This is a genomic window from Pseudarthrobacter sp. alpha12b (genome assembly GCF_054130495.1).
Map to the genome: position 1 here is coordinate 3,595,057 of NZ_CP196746.1, position 17,527 is coordinate 3,612,583.

Sequence of the window (17,527 nt, forward strand, 5' to 3'; positions counted from 1 at the left end):
CCCCTAGCCGGCGGCGGTGAGGAATTGCTTCAGCAGCGGACCGGAGGTGGTGGCACCCAGGCCGCCGTCCTCCACGAAGACGGCCACGGCCAGGTCACCATGGACGGCCACGATCCACGCATGCGTCTTCGGCGGGTTCTCGGTGCCGAACTCCGCCGTTCCCGTCTTTGCCCCCACAGGTGCGCCGGGCACGCTGGAAAGGAATCCTGCGTGGCCGGAGGTGACCACGGCGCGCATCATGTCTGCCAGCGATGCCGCCTCCGCTGCTGTGATCGGCTTGTCCGACGCCGTTGACGGCGCCTCAGCCGTGGCGGTGGCCGACGCTTCGGCGGCCGGAGCCGTGGACCCTGCCGTGGTTCCGGCGGCGGGAGCACCGCCGTCGGGGTTAAGGACCAGCTGCGCAGAGACCGGGGCACCCTTGGCGACGGACCCGGCCATGATCGCTGCTGCCAAAGGAGAGAGCAGCACCTTGCCCTGGCCGATCATGGAGGCTGCGTGTTCCGTGCCTTGGGCCTCGCCGGGAACGGACCCCAGGAACGCCTCCGCACCAAGTTTGGGCGCCTCGACCGCCACACCCATGGACGTGGCGGCCGCTTCAAGCTGGCCCTGTGAAACCGCGTCGCGCTGCGAGATGAAGGCGGTGTTGCAGGAGTGCGCAAAGGCGTCCCGCAGCGTGACGGCGCCCAGGGAGGTCTCGGGATAGCCTTCGGAGTTCTTAAAGGTCCGTCCGTCCACAGCGAGCGTTGGGGTGCACTGGACGGTGGAATCAGGCGTCATTCCATTGCGGAACATGGCGAGGGAATCCACCATCTTGAAAATGGAGCCCGGGGCGTACTGCCCCAGCATCGCGGTGTTGTAGCCGTTGCTGCCGGGCCCCGAGGCCGCTGCCAGCACGGCGCCCGTGGAGGGGCGCAGGGCCACTATCGCCGAGGCCGGCCCCACTTTTTCCAGGGTGGTTTCAGCCAGCGACTGCAGGCGCGGATCGAGCGTGGTCTTCAGGGGCGTCCCGGGCTTGGGCGCCACCTGGAAAAGGACGCGCCGGGGGTCCGTTCCCGCGGACTGGATCTGTTCGCGCGTCAGGTCTGCCCGCTGCGCGCGGATAACCACCGCGTCCGATCCCCGGAGCTGTCCGTCATACTGCTGCTGGAGCCCGCCGATGCCCGTGACATCGCCGGCGGCCAGCTTGCCTTCCGAGGCTTCGATCTGTTCGGCGGTGGCCTGTCCGACTGACCCGAGCACGGCGCGGGCAAAGGTCCTGCTCGGTGCGAGGGGGACCGAGTCCGGAATGGCGCGGGCGCCCGGGATGGCTGCAATCTGTTCGTTGGTGACGGTGCGGCCTTCGTCGCGCAGGGTGATGGCCGGGACGAACGCTTCCGCTCCCGATGCCTTGACCTGCTGCGTGTACCCGGCCGGGTCTACCCCTACCAGTGCTGCCAGTTTGGCGGCGGAATCGGCGGGGTCTGCTGCTCCCAGCCGGGGCTTGTCGATGCCTACATTCACCACGGGACGGTAGGTCACCAAGGGGACTTCACCGGCGCCCAGGATGTCGGCGCGCTGGGGGGACTGGGATCCCTTGGTCACGATCTCACTGTCCGCCAGGCCCGGTGCCAGGATGCCCGGCTCCCAGACGGTAAGCCATTTGTCGCCGGACTTCCTGAAGTTCGCCGCAATGGTGTATTTCCACTCCGCATCGCCGAACTTCCAGGTGTAGTTCAAGGGCGCGGACGCCTTGTCCCCGTCCAGCGTCAGGCCGCCCGCCTGGACCTCGGGCTTTTGCGGGTCCAGGGCCGCGAAGACCTGGCGCAGCTGGTCATTGGCTGCGGCGGCGTCCTTGCCTTCGAAGGCGACAGACCCGACGTCCAGTGCCGAGACCGCACTGGCCAGTTGTTGTGCCGCGGCTTCCGCCCCGGATTTTCCGTCATCGCAGGCCACCAGCGAGGTACCAAGGATGAGCCCAGCTATGGCAAGCGAAAGTTTTGTTGATTTCCCCATCGCGCCATTATCCCCCGGGCGGGGCACCGGCAGCGCCACGCCGGCCCTGGCCTGGCCTGGGAACCTAGGAAAGCCCCAGGTCCGGAACCGGCAGCTTGAAGACGTCCTGCAGGGCGTACTTTGCCGCGTGCATCCCGGGCATGCCCGTGACCCCTGGTCCCGGCGGCGTCGACGACGAACAAAGGTAGACACCCAGCAGCGGCGTCCGCCATGGGACGGGGGATACCACCGGCTTCTGGATGAGCCCGCGGACGTCCATCACGCCGGCGCTGAAATCACCCCCGATGTAATTGCGGTTGTACTCAGCCAACTCTGCTGCGGTGATGACGTGCGATTCCACCACCAGATCGCGGAACCCCGGCGCGAACCTCTCCAGCTGCGCCACCACTTGGCTGGTCATGTCCTTTGTTGAGCCGGCGGGAACATGGCAGTAGGTCCACAGCGTGTGCCGGCCCGCCGGAGCGCGGCCCGGATCGAAGCGGGAGGGCTGGGCCACGAGCACGTACGGCCGTTCGGGATGGCGTCCGGCACTGACTTCGTTTTCCGAACGCGCCAGTTCCGCCCGTGTGCCGCCCACGTGCACCGTGCCGGCGTCGGAAAGCCCGGCGGCCTGCCACGGCACCGGGCCGGACAGGATGAAGTCCACCTTGCAGGAACCGTTGCCGTAGCGGAAGCGCTCCAGCGCCCGCCGGTAGTGGGTTGGAAGAGCACTCCCTGCCATGTCCACCAGCCCCCGGGGAGCTACATCCAGCAGGGTGGCACGGACAGCGGGAAGCTGCTCCAGCCGGTCGATCGGGGTCCCGGTGTGGATGACGCCGCCGTGGGCCCGGATGTCATCTGCAAGCGCCGCCGCGATTGATGCGGAGCCGCCGCGGGGGATGGGCCATCCGCCGGCATGCCCCAGGGCTCCGAGCATGAGCCCTGCTCCTGAGGCCGCGAGGGAGGGCAGATGGGAGATGGCGTGGGCGGCCACACCGCTGAGGAGGGCCGGCGCAAGCTCTTCCCGGAACCTTGCGTTCCACAATCCGGTCCCCTGTTCCAGGGTCCGCAGCCCATAAAGCGCGGCCATCAACGGGTTCCGGGGAATACGGAGGAGCTGGTTCTGCGTAAAGTCCATGACGTCGTCGATATGCCGGACCAGCGGTTCCATAAGCCGCCGGTACGCGGGGCCGTCCTGGCCCAATTCCGCCGCCGTCCTGTCCAGCGATTTGTAGGCCAGCGCTGCCCGGCCGCCGTCCAGCGGCGAGCCGAAGGACACCTCCGGGGTGACGAGGTCCACCCGCCGGGACAGCTCGAAGGCACGGAAGAAAGGGGAGGCAACGGCCATGGGGTGCACCGCGGAGCAGACGTCGTGGAAGTGGCCGGGCTGCATCAGCTCTGTGGTCCGGGTTCCACCGCCTATTGTGGCTGCCGCCTCGAAGACCTCCACTGCCAGCCCGGCCCGTGCCATGACCGCTGCCGCCGAGAGTCCGTTGGGACCGGCGCCTACTACCGCGACATCAGGCATGGGACCTTGCTTTCGAAGGAAGGAGTGACGCCACGGGACGCCGCGTGTTCAGCCGGAACCGGTCCGGTGCGTTGGCGAAAGGGCCGCCGTGGGGATCATCAAGATGGTGGCGGCGGATGGGGTCATACGTGGGGTCGTAGATATCCCAGACGACGCGCGCCATGAGGTAGGCCACCGCGGCCATGTGCGCGACGACGGCGAGGACGTAATAGGGCATGTCCAGGTTGTGCTGGGAGGAACCTGCGCTGGTCACCTGACCAAGGTACATCCAGATCGCGGCCCAATGCAGGGCTTCGATACCCTGCCACACCAGGAAGTCGCGCCACCGCGGCCTGGCCAGCGCCAGCAGCGGAATGAGCCACACCACGTACTGCGGCGAATAGACCTTGCTGGTCAGGATGAAGGCCGCCACGATCAGGAAGGCGAGTTGCGCCAGGCGGGGGCGGCGGCGGGCAGTCAAGGCAACAGCGGCAACGCCGGCGCAGGCCACCACAAAGAGTCCCGCGGACAGGACGCTGACGCCTTCGGCACCCAGCCCGGACCAGCCCAGCCTGTTCGCCACAAGGTTGTAGGCGAACCAGGCTGAGCTGTACCCGGCACCCCGGTCGGCACTGTACTGGAAGAAATAGGCCCACCCGGAAAAGTTGGCCACAGCGAATGGCAGATTGACCACCAGCCACGCGGCCGCCGCGCTGCCGGCGGTCACCAGCAGCGGGCGCCATCTTCCCGTCCGTACAGCAAGCAGCAGGATGGCCCCCAGCACCAGCAGCGGATACAACTTGGTGGCTGTAGCCAGGCCAATCAGGACACCGGCAGGAACAAGGCGCTGGCGGGCGAAAAAGTACATGCCCAGGGCAAGCAGGCACGCAGCCCAGAGGTCCCAGTTGATGGTCCCGGCCAGCACGATGCCAGGGGCCACCGCCACCATGGCGGCGTCCCAGGGGCGGCGGCCGGGCATGCGGGCAGTCACCAGCACGGTAATCATGGCCACCGCTGCCAACAACACGGCACTGATATCGAAGTAGGCCAGCGCCCGGGCGCTGGCGTCTCCGCCAGGCACCAGCCAGGCGGTCAGCCCCGCGATCAACCCGATGAGCACCGGGTATTCGAACTGGCTGCCGCTGCCCAGGATGGGAAAGATGCCCGCCGCCAGGCCGCGGTTGCGGAACAGCTCCGGGAAGTCCGAGTAGCAGGTGGCATAAAACTGTGAAGGCGTCTCCCACCCGTTGACCCTGCAGTAACCCTTCAGCAGGATCCCCAGCAGGGCTGCCAGCGCCGTGAGGACAATGAGCACCCGCTCCACAGCGAAGATGCCCGGGGTGACCACGCCGGGTTCGGTCCGGGTCCCCAGTGGGCCGCCGATCACCTCGGTGAAATTCCGCAGCAGGGCATCACTGCGGCTGGGCACCACGATGCGGGGCCGTCGTCCATCCTCCGGCGGCAGGGTCTCGTGCATGGGATCGAGCTTACAGGCGGCCCCTTCCCGGGGGATCGATGTCCCACAGGGTTGGGGTCCGGCTGTCAGCGCAAGCCGCCCAGCTGTTGGTGCATGAGCACGAACACGTCGTTCCGATGCTGTTCCAACAGGTCGGTGTTCAGGGAACTGCGGCGCTGCAGTGGCCGGGACAGGAGTCTCAAGATTCTTTGCATCAAGGGAACCACCTCCTTTCTTTGATATTCAGGCACCGAAAAGGGCGCGACAAATCGGCGCCGCTTATTGGCGCGCAAAAGCACGTAAATAAGGCGCAGAAATTCCGCAAAGGAATCAGGGGGAATTATGCGAAAGGCACAATTACAAGCGACGCCGGATGGACGTGTGGGCTATGGCTGAGGAACCGCGAAAGCCGGACGCGAAGTTCTCCGAAGAGAAGACTCTTCGGAGGCAAAGCGGGGGCTACATCAGCGGCTGTTCCGCGGAGTGGGCAGAACCACGGCAGTCCGGCCGTAACAGGAACCCGGGCGGAAGCCTTTAGCGGCGGCCCCGACCGGGAAGCTGGCGCTGACTAGCGGCGTCGCAGCAAGCCCGGGAAGGCCATAGGCCGCCGGGTGCCGGGGTTGACCGGGGCAACGCGTGCGGAATCAGCAAAGGCCGGGAACGCATTGATGGGGGCGTTCCATTCGCCAGTCAAAGTCATCATTATCCCAACCTCCTTTTCTGCTGTCCGCTGCGTGGTTGCGATGCGGTCTAAGACCCTGGCAGATCACCATGGGGCCAGGAATAAAAGTACCGCAGGATTCTGCAAATAGCCAGCATTTGCCGGAGAAAGAGGAAAACTTTGTGAAAAGGATGGTTTAGAGGCCCCAGCGCACAATAGCTGGAGTCTTTTTATCCCAACCAAGCGTGCAGACTTTCGCCGTGCCAAGAATGAAATGCCGGCCTTCCGTGGGGGGCAATTCCAGCCAGCGCGCCGTGAGGATACGGGAGAAGTGTCCGTGCGCCACGATCAGCACGTTGTCCATCCCGGATTCCAGGATCCGGCCGATGATCTTGTCCGCCCTGGCGGCCACCTCGTCGAGTGTCTCCCCGTTGGGCACGCCGTGGGTCCAGATCAGGTAGTCGGGATTGTCCTTGCGGATCAGGTCCGAGCTGATGCCTTCATAGTCGCCGTAGTTCCATTCGACGGCGAGCGGCTCGTGCCGGGCATCGGGGAAGCCGGCGAGTTCGGCTGTCCGCCGGGCGCGCCGCAGCGGCGAGGTGAGCACCAGGTCAAAGTCGACACCGTCCAGCACCTTGCGGGCCTCCACGGCCTGCTGCTCACCTTCCACGGTCAGGGGGAGATCGGTAAGGCCGGTGTACTGCCCACTTTTGGACCACTCAGTCTCACCGTGACGGAGGATCCAGAGCTGGGGGCGCGGGGCAAGGGCGGGACTGGTCACTTGGACTCCTCAACGGGTGAAGGTTCGACGACGGCGGGAGAGGCTTCAGCCCCGGGTCCGGCAGGTGCTGATTCAGGCTGTTCGGCCCACCAACGGAGCAGGCGCGCCTCCGCTTCTTCGGTGGGCAACGGTCCGTGTTCCATCCGTTCATTCAGGAGGAATTTGTAGGCTCGGCCCACCACGGGCCCGGGCTTGAGTCCCAGAAGGTCCATGATCCGGGCACCGTCCAGGTCCGGGCGCACCGCGTCCAGGGACTCCTGTTCGCGGAGTGCGGCGATCCGTGTTTCCAGGTCGTCGTAGGCGAAGGCCAGGCGTTCGGCCTTCCGCTGGTTCCTGGTGGTGACGTCGGAGCGGGTCAGCCGGTGCAGCCGTTCCAGCAGCGGCCCGGCGTCCGTAACGTAGCGCCGGACGGCGGAGTCGCTCCAGCCTGCGTCGCCGTAGCCATAAAAACGCATATGGAGCTCCACCAGCCGCGCCACGGCCTTGATGGTGTCGTTATCGAACCGCAAAGCCTTCATCCGTTTGCTGGTGAGCTTGGCACCCACCATGTCGTGGTGGCGGAAGCTCACCGCCCCGCCCGGTTCGAAGCGGCGCGTAGCCGGCTTCCCGACGTCGTGCATCAATGCTGCAAAGCGCAGCACGAAGTCCGGCCCGGGCACTGCTCCCTCCGCGTCCGTCTCTAGCCCGGCCGCCTGTTCCAGGACCTGGAGGGAGTGCTGGTAGACGTCCTTGTGCCGGTGGTGCTCGTCGGACTCGAGGCGGAGGGCGGAGACTTCGGGCAGCACGTGCTCGGCCAGCCCGGTATCCACCAGAAGATCAATGCCTGTCCGCGGCGCGGCCCCGCAGACCAGCTTGACCAGTTCGTCCCGCACCCGCTCCGCGGAAATGATCTTGATCCGGTCAGCCATGCCCGTCATGGCATCCCGGACGTCGTCGGAGACCGAGACTCCCAGTTGGGCGGCGAACCGGGCAGCGCGCATCATCCGCAGGGGGTCATCGGAGAAGGATGCTTCCGGCGCGCCGGGCGTCGCCAGCACGGAGGCGTGGAGGTCCCGCACACCGCCGAAGGGGTCCACCAGCTCCATGGAGGGCAGTTTCAGCGCCATGGCGTTAATAGTGAAGTCGCGGCGCAGCAGGTCATCGGTCAGGGAGGAGCCGAACGCCACCACGGGTTTGCGGGAATCGGGGTCGTAGGCCTCTGCCCGGTAGGTGGTGATCTCAATCTGGAAACCGGCCTTGCGCATGCCGATGGTGCCGAAGGCCCGGCCAATCTCCCAAAAGTTGTCGGCCCACTTTTTGATCAGTGCCACGGTCTGGTCCGGGGTGGCGTCAGTGGTGAAGTCAAGGTCGGGGGAGGTCCGGCCCAGGAACAGGTCGCGCACCGGACCGCCCACCAGGGACAGCTCGTGGCCGGCGTCCACGAAGCGCTGCCCGAGCTCCAGGACCACCGGGGGCACCTTGAAGTCGACAGGGTGGGAATCAATCTTGTGATGTGCGTACGACATAGTTCCTTAAGCTTGGCAGAAACCAGCGCCTTGGCAGTCCAAAAAAGCGTCACGATCCGCCCTGATTGGCGTTCTCCTCCGGAAAGTCCGTCATATCCCGTCCATGTTGGTGTCATGTTCCGGTCATCACGGGAGGGCAACAGTCGTTAGAGTGGACTCCATGGCCCATCCAGTACCGAGCGCTCCAGGCAGGAGGACAAACGCACCATTGCCGTCGGCAATCGGTGCGCACGTTGCCCCTGCCCAGCAATCGGCACCGGCATCGCTGCCCACGGTTGAGGAAGTATCGGCCGGCGGCGTTGTAGTGGACACGTCCGACGCCGAATTGAGGGTGGCAATTATCGCCCGCCTCAACCGCGGCGGACGCCTCGAGTGGTGCCTTCCCAAGGGCCATCCGGAGGGCAAGGAAAACAACGAAGAGGCAGCGGTCCGGGAAATTGCCGAGGAAACCGGCATTGAGGGCGCCATCCTGGCACCTCTGGGCAGCATCGATTACTGGTTCACCGTCAGCGGCCACCGGGTCCACAAGACCGTGCACCACTACCTCCTGCGCGCCACGGGCGGCGAGCTCACCATCGAGAACGATCCCGACCAGGAAGCCGTGGATGTGGCGTGGGTGCCCATCCAGGAACTCGCCCGGAAGCTGTCCTTCCCCAACGAACGCCGCATCGCCGACCTCGCCCGTGAGGTCCTGCCCGGACACCTTTAAGCCCGGACGCCGCCGTCGGCCATTGCGGTGTTAAGTGCCCGCGGGTGAGACGATAAAGTCGATGTCAGCTACCAACTTTCCTTCCGACCGGTCCGGCCGGCCCGATGACGCCACGCCCGACGGCGTGCCCCCTGAGCCGGCGGCCCCGGACCTTGCGGAGCCCGCAGCAGCAGGCGTCAGCGAGACCCGTTCCAGCGCCATCATGGCTGCCGGGACCCTCGTTTCACGTTTCCTGGGCTTCGGCAAGACCTGGATGCTCGGCACCGCCCTGGGCCTCGGCTCAACGGTCAATGACACGTTCATCAACGCCAACAACCTGCCCAACCTGATCTTCCTCCTGGTGGCCGGCGGCGTGTTCAATGCCGTGCTGGTCCCGCAGATCATCAAGGCCAGCAAAGCCCCGGACAGGGGAGCGGACTACATCAGCCGGCTGCTGACGCTGGCTGTCCTGCTCCTGTTCGGCCTGACGGCACTGGTCACCCTGGCAGCGCCGGGAGTCATTGAGCTGACCACCCAGGGCTACTCACCGCAGCAGAAGGCGCTGGCAGTGGCGTTCGCGTTCTGGTGCCTGCCGCAGATCTTCTTCTACGGCCTCTACGCCCTGCTCACCCAGGTCCTCAACGCCAACGGCGCGTTCGGCCCCGCCATGTGGGCACCCATCCTGAACAACCTGGTGGCCATCGCGGGCCTGGGCATGTTCATCTGGATTTTCGGCACCAACGAGTTCAGTCCGCATACGCTGGACAACTGGGGCTCCACGCAGACGCTGCTGGTGGCCGGGTTCTCCACCATCGGCGTGCTGTCGCAGACGGCCATCCTGCTGGTGCCGGTCTTCCGGCTGAAGCTGGGACTCCGGCCGCGCTTCGGCTGGCGGGGCGTGGGGCTGGGCCACGCAGCCAAGCTGAGCGTGTGGACGCTCCTGACGGCCGCCGTCGGCCAACTGGCCTTCCTGTATGTCATGCGCATCGCCACCATCCCAGGCGCGGAACGCATCCGGCTCAAGCAGGCGGGCGATCCCGCCGCGGAAATGCTGCCCGGCAACGCCGTCCTCGAGGTGGCCAGCCAGCTGTACCTGCTGCCGCACTCGATCATCGCCCTGTCACTGGCCACCGTGCTGTTCAACCGCATGACCCGGGCCTCCCAGGAGGGCAACCGGGCCGAACTCCGGGATGCGCTGTCACACGGCCTTCGGACCATGGCAGTGGCCACCGTCTTCGGCGCGCTGGCACTCTTTGCCCTGGCCGGTCCGCTGGGCATGTTCTTCTCCGGCGGCCTGCGCCAGGACGGTGTCATGCTGGCCCAGACGTTGACCATCCTGGCCCTCAGTACCCCGTTCATGAGTGCCAACTTCATGATGTCCCGGGTGTTCTACGCCAACGAGGACGCACGCACCCCGTTCTACGTGCAGCTGCTCCTGGCCGTGGTCTACGTGGCAGGCGCATTCGCCATCCAGTTCCTGCCCGTGGACCGGATCATCTACGCCATCGCCGTCCTCTATATGGTAGGCAACATCCTTTCGGTGGTCATCAGCGCATTCTTCCTGCGCCGCATGCTGGGACACCTGGATGGCGCGCGGATCGCCAACTCGTACATCCGGATGGGGTACGCAGCCCTGGGCTCTGCCATCGCCGGCGCCGGCGCCCTGTGGCTGATGGGCAGCTATAACCCTGACGGTTTCGCATGGAGCGGGCGCCTGCAGGCGCTCGTGACGCTTGCGGTCGTTGGGCCTGTCATGTTGGCCGTCTACTTCCTTCTCCTCCGCTTGTTCCGCGTCTCTGAGCTCAGCGACATGCTCCGGCCCCTGCTGGGACGCCTTGGCCGCGGCGGCCAGGCCCCTGCTCCGGAAGCCGGGGACGCGCCGTCGTCCCCTCCCGCCGACTCTGAGCGCGGGCACCGTCCGGAGCGGGCCACCACGTCCGTGGACACCGGCCTCATTCCCCGGATTTCCGGCGAATTCGACGCCGTCTCGTTCCGTGCGGGCCCGGACCCGGAGCGCGGTGCCCGGCGTCCCGAAACGTACGACGACGGTGCGCGGCAGGGTGCCGAAGGCGCCTACCTGCCGGGAGAGGACCAGCCGAGCACCGCTCGGGGCGGCCTGCTCAGTGAACAGATTCCGCTTCCCGGCCGCCGGACCTACCAGGGAAAGGCCGGCGAGAACCCGTTCTTCAGCACCCGGCGCAAGCGCAAAAAGTGACTCCCATGCGCTCCGGCGGCCGTCTTCTCCGCGGCCGTCCGGAGCGGATCGGCTAGGATCGAACAGGTACAGGGGTAGTTGCATTCAGGGTTGGCCGTGCGCGGGCACCTGAAGGGCGGTTGCGTCATTGAGGCCGGCAATCCCGGACAGTCTAGGAGGAACACGTGTCCAACCCGATCGATGTCGGATCAGTACTGGGCGGCCGCTATAAGGTCACCGCCACAGTGTTGGCCTCGCACGACCACGATCTGGTGCTGGACGGTGTGGACCAGGTCCTGAACCGCCCCGTCAGTATCCTGGTTGCCGGACCGGAGAACACCGAACAGGTTGCGCAGAGCGCCCGCGAAGTGGCCACGGGCGAACGTCCTGGTACGGTGCAGGTCCTGGACCTTGGCGTCACCGAGGATGCCACCTACCTCATTACCAACCACACTTCCGCCGCCGATCTTCTGGACCTGGTGGTGGCCCCCAACCCGCCGTATGTGGAGCCGTTCTTCACGGACACCCTGGGCAGTGAAATTTTCGGTCAGGCGCGGTCGCACGAGCCCGAGCCGTACGACGAAGAAGACCACGTCGAGGCCGGCTACATCAGCTACGCCGATTCGCACCCCAGCCAGGTTGACCCGAACCGTTCGGCACCGGCCGTTCCGTCCAGGCCTCCCGTGCGCCCCGCCGCCCAGCAGCCCTCATCAGCGGGCCGCACCGGGGCTGCCGTTGCAGGCGCTGCCAGTGCCGCCGGCGCTGGTGCCGCCGCGGCCGCTTCAAAAATGGGGGCGGGTGCCTCCCGCGTTGACCCGGATGCCACTGCCGCCCAGCCGGTACCCCACAACACCGCAACTGGGTCGGGACGCGCAGTCTCTGCGGAAGCGGACACAGGCCCGAACGATACAGCTGCTGCCGGCAACACCCCCACTGAGGCCCAGTCGTCGGTCGAGGAACGCAAGCCGAAGGTGTCGCTCTGGTCCAACGACGACTACTCCCAGACGGGGGAGCAGGAGCACTATGGGGACCGGTACGGGGATACCGAGGAGGCCCCGCAGGAGCCTCGCCCCATCAAGAGCAAATCAGCGCTCTTTGCCCGCGCGGCAGCACCCGCTGCCGCAGGTGTCTCGTTTGCTGACCGGGACGACTACGACGATGACCGCGACGAGTCGGACAATCAGCCCCGGTCCATGCGCTGGTTGGTTGGCGGACTCCTCGCTGTAGTCCTGATCGCCGGCCTGATTTTCGCCGTCACAAACCTCGGAAGCCTCTTCACGTCAGACCCGCAGGCCAAGCCGACGGCCGCTCCGGTAACCAGCAGCGCTCCGCAGAACTCCGCGCCGGCAACGCAGGCAGCGCCGTCGGCACCCCCAGTGGTTCCGCCGGCCATCGAAAGTGTCAGCCGGCAGGGGAACTTCGACTTCGCCGCCACGTTCGATGGCGATCTGATCAAGGCCTACGACGGCAACGCCGCCAGCTACTGGTCCGACATGGAGTTCGCAACGGAAAACTGGGGCGGTCTGGCCCCCCAGGGCGTACCGCTCGTTGTGAAGCTAAAGGGCACTGCCACCATCTCTTCCATCACGCTCTCCCAGCTCGGGGGATCGGGCGGCAACATCACCGTCTACACCAACGACCGGCCTTCAATAGACGGCGCCAAGGCAGTGGGAACCAACAGCTTCACCTCCACTGACCTGAACATGCCCCTCCCGGAACCCGTCCAGGCGCAGTACGTGATTGTTTCCATCAATTCACTCCCCAAGCTTGCGGCGCCCAAGACCCGGTACGGCTACGGTCTCCGCCTCGCTGAAATCAAGGTGCAGTAGCGCCTTTTCGACTTCACGCTCCGCTGCTGCTTTCCGGGCTTGCAGCACCAGGAATGTAGTCTTGGAAGGGCGCCCTGCGACGGCTCGACCTCTGCCTTCCGCGATGGCTCACGTTGTCCAGGCGCTGGAATATTCAGCACGCAGACACAGTTGTGCCATGTGGCCGGCCTCCGCGGGAGGCGAGTCGAACAAGGAAGAGGTTCACGGTCCAGTGACCAACGAAGAGAAGACGGCGTCGGACGTTCGCGACGTCATTATTGTGGGCTCAGGCCCGGCGGGCTATACGGCGGCCGTCTACACAGCCAGGGCGAACCTCAAGCCCCTGCTGCTGGCCGGTTCCGTGACCGCCGGTGGCGAATTGATGAACACCACCGACGTGGAAAACTATCCCGGCTTTCCCGAGGGCATTATGGGACCGGACCTGATGGAGAACTTCGAGAAGCAGGCTGCCCGCTTCGGGACCGAGATCCAGTTCGAGGATGTAACCGCGCTGGCGCTTGAGGGTCCTGTCAAGACGGTCACCATCGCCACGGGGGAGACCTTCAAGGCAAAGGCAGTCATACTCTCCACGGGCTCTGCCTACCGGGAACTGGGTTTGCCCAATGAGAAGCGGCTCTCAGGCCACGGTGTCAGCTGGTGCGCAACCTGCGACGGTTTCTTTTTCAAGGACCAGGACATTGCCGTCATCGGTGGCGGTGACTCCGCGATGGAAGAGGCCCTGTTCCTCACCAAGTTTGCGAAATCGGTAACGGTGGTTCACCGCCGTGACTCGCTGAAGGCTTCCAAGATCATGGCCGACCGCGCACTTGCCCACCAAAAGATCAACTTTGTGTGGAACAGCACCGTGGACGACGTTCTGGGAGCGGATAAAGTGACCGGTCTTCGGTTGAAGAACCTGTTGGATGGGTCGCTTTCTGATCTTGCTGTTACGGGTGTATTCGTCGCGATCGGAAATGATCCGCGCACGGACCTCGTCAAGGACGTCCTGGAGCTGACACCGGAAGGAACCATCGCCGTGGAGGGGCGGAGCTCGCGGACCAGCGTTCCAGGGGTTTTTGCTGCCGGTGACGTTGTGGATCCCACCTACCGTCAGGCCATCACTGCCTCTGGTTCGGGGTGTGTGGCGGCTATTGACGTTGAACACTACCTGGCAGACCTGCCGGGATAATCTGCGCCACTGATATTCGAAGAGAAAGATAAGGGTTATGAGTAACGCTAAAGATGTAACTGACGCAAGTTTCGGAAGCGATGTCCTGTCCGCTGAGAAGCCGGTAATCGTTGACTTCTGGGCCGAATGGTGCGGCCCTTGCCGTAAGCTCGGTCCCATCCTGGACGAGATTTCGGTGGAATATGGTGACAAGGTGGACGTCGTCAAGGTCAATGTGGATGACAACCCGTCCATCGCCGCCCAGTACGGAATCACCTCCATTCCCGCTGTCTACCTCTTCCAGGGCGGCGAAGTGAAGAGCACTGTTATCGGCGCGAAGCCGAAGCAGTTCTTCGAGAAGGAATTCGCGGACGTTCTTTCCTGAGGCTATGTGGCCCTGCGGGGGACTTAGTGCAGGACCAGAATTGAGGGGTGGCCATCGCCGGAGGGCGGTGGCCACTTTTTGTTTGTTTGCAGCTTGGCCTACTCGTTGATGGGGGAGGGAATCGCTGGGGCAGCTAGTCGTACGCCGCCGTTAGCATGCACGACTTGCTGCTTCTTTATGGATGGTGTTTCACGTGAAACACGAAGGCCGCGCGGCCACCCCCGCCATCCATGATGTCTCTTCTCTTCACTTGGCGCGTTCCGCGCAAGGACGTAAAGAATATCCATTGCGCTACGCCCAGCTCTGGGGATACTTGGGAAAGTGGAGCACGATGCCGCTCTTGGACGGAAGTAACGTCAAGCCGGCATATCGGCTCCTGTTGCGGGCCAGGCCGCAGCGCGCCCGGAGCAAAAGGTAGGTCCGGCCTTTCGTATCCGTCTTAATACAATGAACGCCTTGGGGCCCTTCCCTCGCTCGTTACGACTGGGCGTTCGTTTCACGTGAAACACAGCCAGCGCGGGCCCAAACAGCAGCTTAACGGTCCAAGAGCTTCATGGCGTTCAGGCGCCGGCCGTCTGGCCCAGCGAATACGCATCTCCAAAATATCCGGCCGATCCAACCCCTGGCCCAACTGCCCGTCCCGCGCGCAATCATGTCGGAGAGACGGTGACAGTGGCGCGGGTGCTGTCGTACGCTTCTGAACTTTCCACAGACCGTACCCACTACCAGCACTTCACCCTAATCGGTGGCATCAGCATGCATTATGCCGTGGGCAGTTACATCGCGCCGCGTAGCTTCTCCACAGCCCAGCTTTAGCCACACGAACAGGAAACCACTGACTCGTACGCCGCACGCCCATCCCGCCAGCCGGCCGCCGGAGGAGGGGCTTTCTTCGATCAGCAAGTGCCTGGGTCGGCTATGACGCGTCTAAGGGTATTACCAGCCCCTCATCGCCGCCGACCCAAAGAACCCTACCGTGCCCATCTCAAAGTCCAGCCCAAGCCGAAAGCGCACGAGAAGTAACCCTTCCCCGGACGGCGCGTCTACACCGCTGGCCCGAGCGGAAGTAGAAACTCCGAGGCAAGGGGCATGGCCGCACTTCACGCAGGCCGAATAGCCGCGGCTCACCATCGGTCTCATCGTCCGAACGCCGGAGGCTCGAACCGAGTATTTGTCTGAGGAAGGCATCAGCTGGAAAGCGCATCAGCCGGAACCATCAAACCTTCGAACTGCTGGGACTCTTCGGGACCACGCGCAAGAGACCAGACCCTGTCGCGCCCGTCGCTGCTTGGGTATCGTTCTTCGAAGCAGACACCCTACACCCGCCACGTTTCACGTGAAACGCGCCACGCAGATTTGCTGTTTCACGTGAAACACACTGGCCGAAAGTCACGACCCCACGGACGACGCGGAGTCGGAGCCACAGTCCTAGACACCCTGCCTGGCCTCTCTCACGACAACTACTATCCGACGGCGGGCGAATTGATGGGGGCAGCACCCTGACGGCCAAACAAGAACTGGAGAGGAGTCGCTCTGTCTGATCGGCACCCTCAGGCCGGGGGCACCGGCCCAACATTTACCGCAGCACAAAAGCCCGGACGAGTAACGAGGCCGCACATGAGCTAAAGGGAAGTTAGTGCGGGTAGGGGGAGAGCCGCTCGGGAACCGCGCAGCTGGATTTCGCCCTTCCTGCCGGCCCGGGGGGACGAGGCCCTTCGGGAGCGTCCCCAGCAGGGGACCCGGAGCGCGGACCGCGCTACTCCAGCTGCTCGAGCCGCTCGAGCCCCTCGAGCCGACGAATACCGCACCCACCCCAGGCACCGAGGGAGCGATGGACTCCGCGGCAAAGATCATGGGCTCTTCGCTTACTCCGGCTGAACCGCGAGGGCAGGCGGATGCCGTTTAGGCGAGGCCTTGTCCACAGCTTTATCCACAGCAGCCTCGACTTTTCTCCACATCCTTATCCACAGGACTGAGACCCATCTCAGCTGTCGCCTCCGGGTAGGGAGCTCTTCGTTCGGAAGGGCTGGGCTGGAGAGCATCTGTCCCTCTACGGCCATGTCGCTTTGAAGGTTGCGCTTCTCGCCTGGTGCCACTGCCTTTGCCGCCGTCTGATCACCCAAAATCGGCGGATGTATATGCAGCGCAGGCACTCCCGCCGACCGCAGCGTACGTTTCACGTGAAACAGGAAGACGGTCCGCGCGCGGGACACTGGATCGGAGAGGGCCTCGTGCTGGACTTGGCATGAGTGGGCAGATTCCATATCTCACTTCGGCACCCTGATCACCCACAATTGTCCCCAAAGTTATCCACAGGGATATCCACCGCCGCGGCTGCGCCGGGGACAACGCGAGTCTCACTGCTGTGCCGTCGGCTATTCGTCCTACCCTAGCCTGTTACCACCGTGAAAGTCTCGCGGGCGGACCGACCTAAGCGCCCGGTTCGCAGTAGGCCCGGTAACTATCCCGCCATGAGTACTCGGGGGTGATCTGCTACTTTTCCCATTCCGACTACACACCGCGCCTGACCGGATCGCTCCAGGCAGCAGTAGTGGCTGTAATCCGCGAAGAGGTGCGGTGAGGCCGACTCGGCCCCATGAAGGGATGCATAGCCGCACATGTTCTCCTTTTGAGTCATGGGCGCCTCTAGTCCTCATATCCAAGCAGGTTCTGGGAGAGGACCTGCCATCTGTACAGTCGGAAGCCTGCGGTACCGACACCGACGCCACACACAAGCTCTGACTCCGATCCTGCACCTCGACCAGCGATGTTCACCCTGCGCCGGCGGGATCGTACGCATGGTCGCAGCGGTCGGCATTTTGCGGTGTCAGAAGTGGATCAGCCAGCATTGGTCCTTTAGGATAAAGGAACACGCACAGTTGCTTGCGCAGAAGGCACTGCCCTTTGATATGGACACCGAGCGCAAACATCAGACCGTCCCTGCAGCCTGCCACTAGGGGCAAAGTAGTTTTTCGGTAAAGGCCAAACCATCTGTTCCATTGGCGGGTGTTTCACGTGAAACGGCGTTCGCTGTGTCTCTGCCCGCCGGATCGAAATGGCTGGCACGATCTGATTCCCCATGCCTAATCTGGCTCTCCAGGGCGGACAGGCTCATCGACCATCTCGCGCATCATGTGCCACCAGCCGGGACCCGATGACGTCCTTCCCGCGAGCAGGGATAGTTCAGTCCTGAATCTTCTCCTCCTGCACCCGTCGGAGGCTACTGCGACCTAGCTTCACGTGAACCAGGTAGGGAAACCTCGGTTGAGGTCTCCCGTGTTTCACGTGAAACAGTGCAGCGCTTGCCCTGGCACCGCGCCGTATTGAAGAGTACGGACACGTAGGAGTCGACAGACGCGGGCGAGCCGGCCACCAGCATCCACTTGATCCCACAGGCCCGCCG

11 protein-coding genes are annotated in these 17,527 nt (G+C 64.5%); 5 read left to right on the forward strand and 6 right to left on the reverse strand.

The window, feature by feature from the left end; translation table 11 throughout:
• Window positions 1–3: 3 nt before the first annotated feature.
• The 6 genes from ACTAQI_RS16575 to ACTAQI_RS16600 all read right to left on the reverse strand — a co-directional run bounded on the left by ACTAQI_RS16575 (window position 4) and on the right by ACTAQI_RS16600 (window position 7,881).
• The gene (locus ACTAQI_RS16575; RefSeq protein WP_457947308.1) at window positions 4–1,992 is read right to left on the reverse strand and encodes a penicillin-binding transpeptidase domain-containing protein; all 1,989 of its coding nucleotides are present in this window, start codon (window positions 1,990–1,992) and stop codon (window positions 4–6) included.
• A gap of 64 nt (window positions 1,993–2,056) precedes the next feature.
• The gene (locus tag ACTAQI_RS16580) at window positions 2,057–3,499 is read right to left on the reverse strand and encodes a phytoene desaturase family protein (protein WP_457947309.1); all 1,443 of its coding nucleotides are present in this window, start codon (window positions 3,497–3,499) and stop codon (window positions 2,057–2,059) included.
• Complete coding sequence (locus ACTAQI_RS16585; RefSeq protein WP_457947312.1) at window positions 3,492–4,955, reverse strand: glycosyltransferase family 87 protein; 1,464 nt, start codon at window positions 4,953–4,955, stop codon at window positions 3,492–3,494. Before ACTAQI_RS16585 ends, ACTAQI_RS16580 begins: the two co-directional genes overlap by 8 nt.
• Window positions 4,956–5,502: 547 nt before the next feature.
• Window positions 5,503–5,637, reverse strand: coding sequence for a hypothetical protein (locus ACTAQI_RS16590; protein WP_457947314.1), 135 nt, complete (start codon window positions 5,635–5,637; stop codon window positions 5,503–5,505).
• A 154-nt stretch (window positions 5,638–5,791) separates the two neighbouring features.
• On the reverse strand, window positions 5,792–6,376 hold the full coding sequence (locus tag ACTAQI_RS16595; RefSeq protein ID WP_457947316.1) for a histidine phosphatase family protein: 585 nt from the start codon (window positions 6,374–6,376) through the stop codon (window positions 5,792–5,794).
• The gene (locus tag ACTAQI_RS16600) at window positions 6,373–7,881 is read right to left on the reverse strand and encodes a CCA tRNA nucleotidyltransferase (RefSeq protein ID WP_457947318.1); all 1,509 of its coding nucleotides are present in this window, start codon (window positions 7,879–7,881) and stop codon (window positions 6,373–6,375) included. The genes ACTAQI_RS16595 and ACTAQI_RS16600 overlap by 4 nt, the downstream gene beginning before the upstream one ends.
• A 208-nt stretch (window positions 7,882–8,089) precedes the next feature.
• Between ACTAQI_RS16600 and ACTAQI_RS16605 the strand changes: the two genes are divergently transcribed.
• The 5 genes from ACTAQI_RS16605 to trxA all read left to right on the forward strand — a co-directional run bounded on the left by ACTAQI_RS16605 (window position 8,090) and on the right by trxA (window position 14,124).
• Window positions 8,090–8,590, forward strand: coding sequence for an NUDIX hydrolase (locus ACTAQI_RS16605; RefSeq protein ID WP_457951087.1), 501 nt, complete (start codon window positions 8,090–8,092; stop codon window positions 8,588–8,590).
• A 61-nt stretch (window positions 8,591–8,651) separates the two neighbouring features.
• Complete coding sequence (murJ, locus tag ACTAQI_RS16610) at window positions 8,652–10,784, forward strand: murein biosynthesis integral membrane protein MurJ (RefSeq protein ID WP_457947320.1); 2,133 nt, start codon at window positions 8,652–8,654, stop codon at window positions 10,782–10,784.
• Between the two features lie 164 nt (window positions 10,785–10,948).
• A complete protein-coding gene (locus ACTAQI_RS16615) occupies window positions 10,949–12,592 on the forward strand; it encodes an ABC transporter substrate-binding protein (RefSeq protein ID WP_457947321.1) in 1,644 nt (547 codons plus the stop codon).
• 211 nt (window positions 12,593–12,803) lie between these two features.
• Complete coding sequence (gene trxB / locus ACTAQI_RS16620; RefSeq protein WP_457951088.1) at window positions 12,804–13,760, forward strand: thioredoxin-disulfide reductase; 957 nt, start codon at window positions 12,804–12,806, stop codon at window positions 13,758–13,760.
• 37 nt (window positions 13,761–13,797) lie between these two features.
• The gene (gene trxA, locus ACTAQI_RS16625) at window positions 13,798–14,124 is read left to right on the forward strand and encodes a thioredoxin (protein WP_457947323.1); all 327 of its coding nucleotides are present in this window, start codon (window positions 13,798–13,800) and stop codon (window positions 14,122–14,124) included.
• Window positions 14,125–17,527: the final 3,403 nt, after the last annotated feature.

Coding starts and splice junctions, on each gene's coding strand:
- ACTAQI_RS16580 (WP_457947309.1), bottom strand. CDS start 3,499: ATGCCTGATGTCGCGGTAGTAGGCGCCGGTCCCAACGGACTCTCGGCG.
- murJ (WP_457947320.1), top strand. CDS start 8,652: ATGTCAGCTACCAACTTTCCTTCCGACCGGTCCGGCCGGCCCGATGAC.
- ACTAQI_RS16600 (WP_457947318.1), bottom strand. CDS start 7,881: ATGTCGTACGCACATCACAAGATTGATTCCCACCCTGTCGACTTCAAG.
- trxA (WP_457947323.1), top strand. CDS start 13,798: ATGAGTAACGCTAAAGATGTAACTGACGCAAGTTTCGGAAGCGATGTC.
- ACTAQI_RS16590 (WP_457947314.1), bottom strand. CDS start 5,637: ATGATGACTTTGACTGGCGAATGGAACGCCCCCATCAATGCGTTCCCG.
- ACTAQI_RS16575 (WP_457947308.1), bottom strand. CDS start 1,992: ATGGGGAAATCAACAAAACTTTCGCTTGCCATAGCTGGGCTCATCCTT.
- ACTAQI_RS16585 (WP_457947312.1), bottom strand. CDS start 4,955: ATGCACGAGACCCTGCCGCCGGAGGATGGACGACGGCCCCGCATCGTG.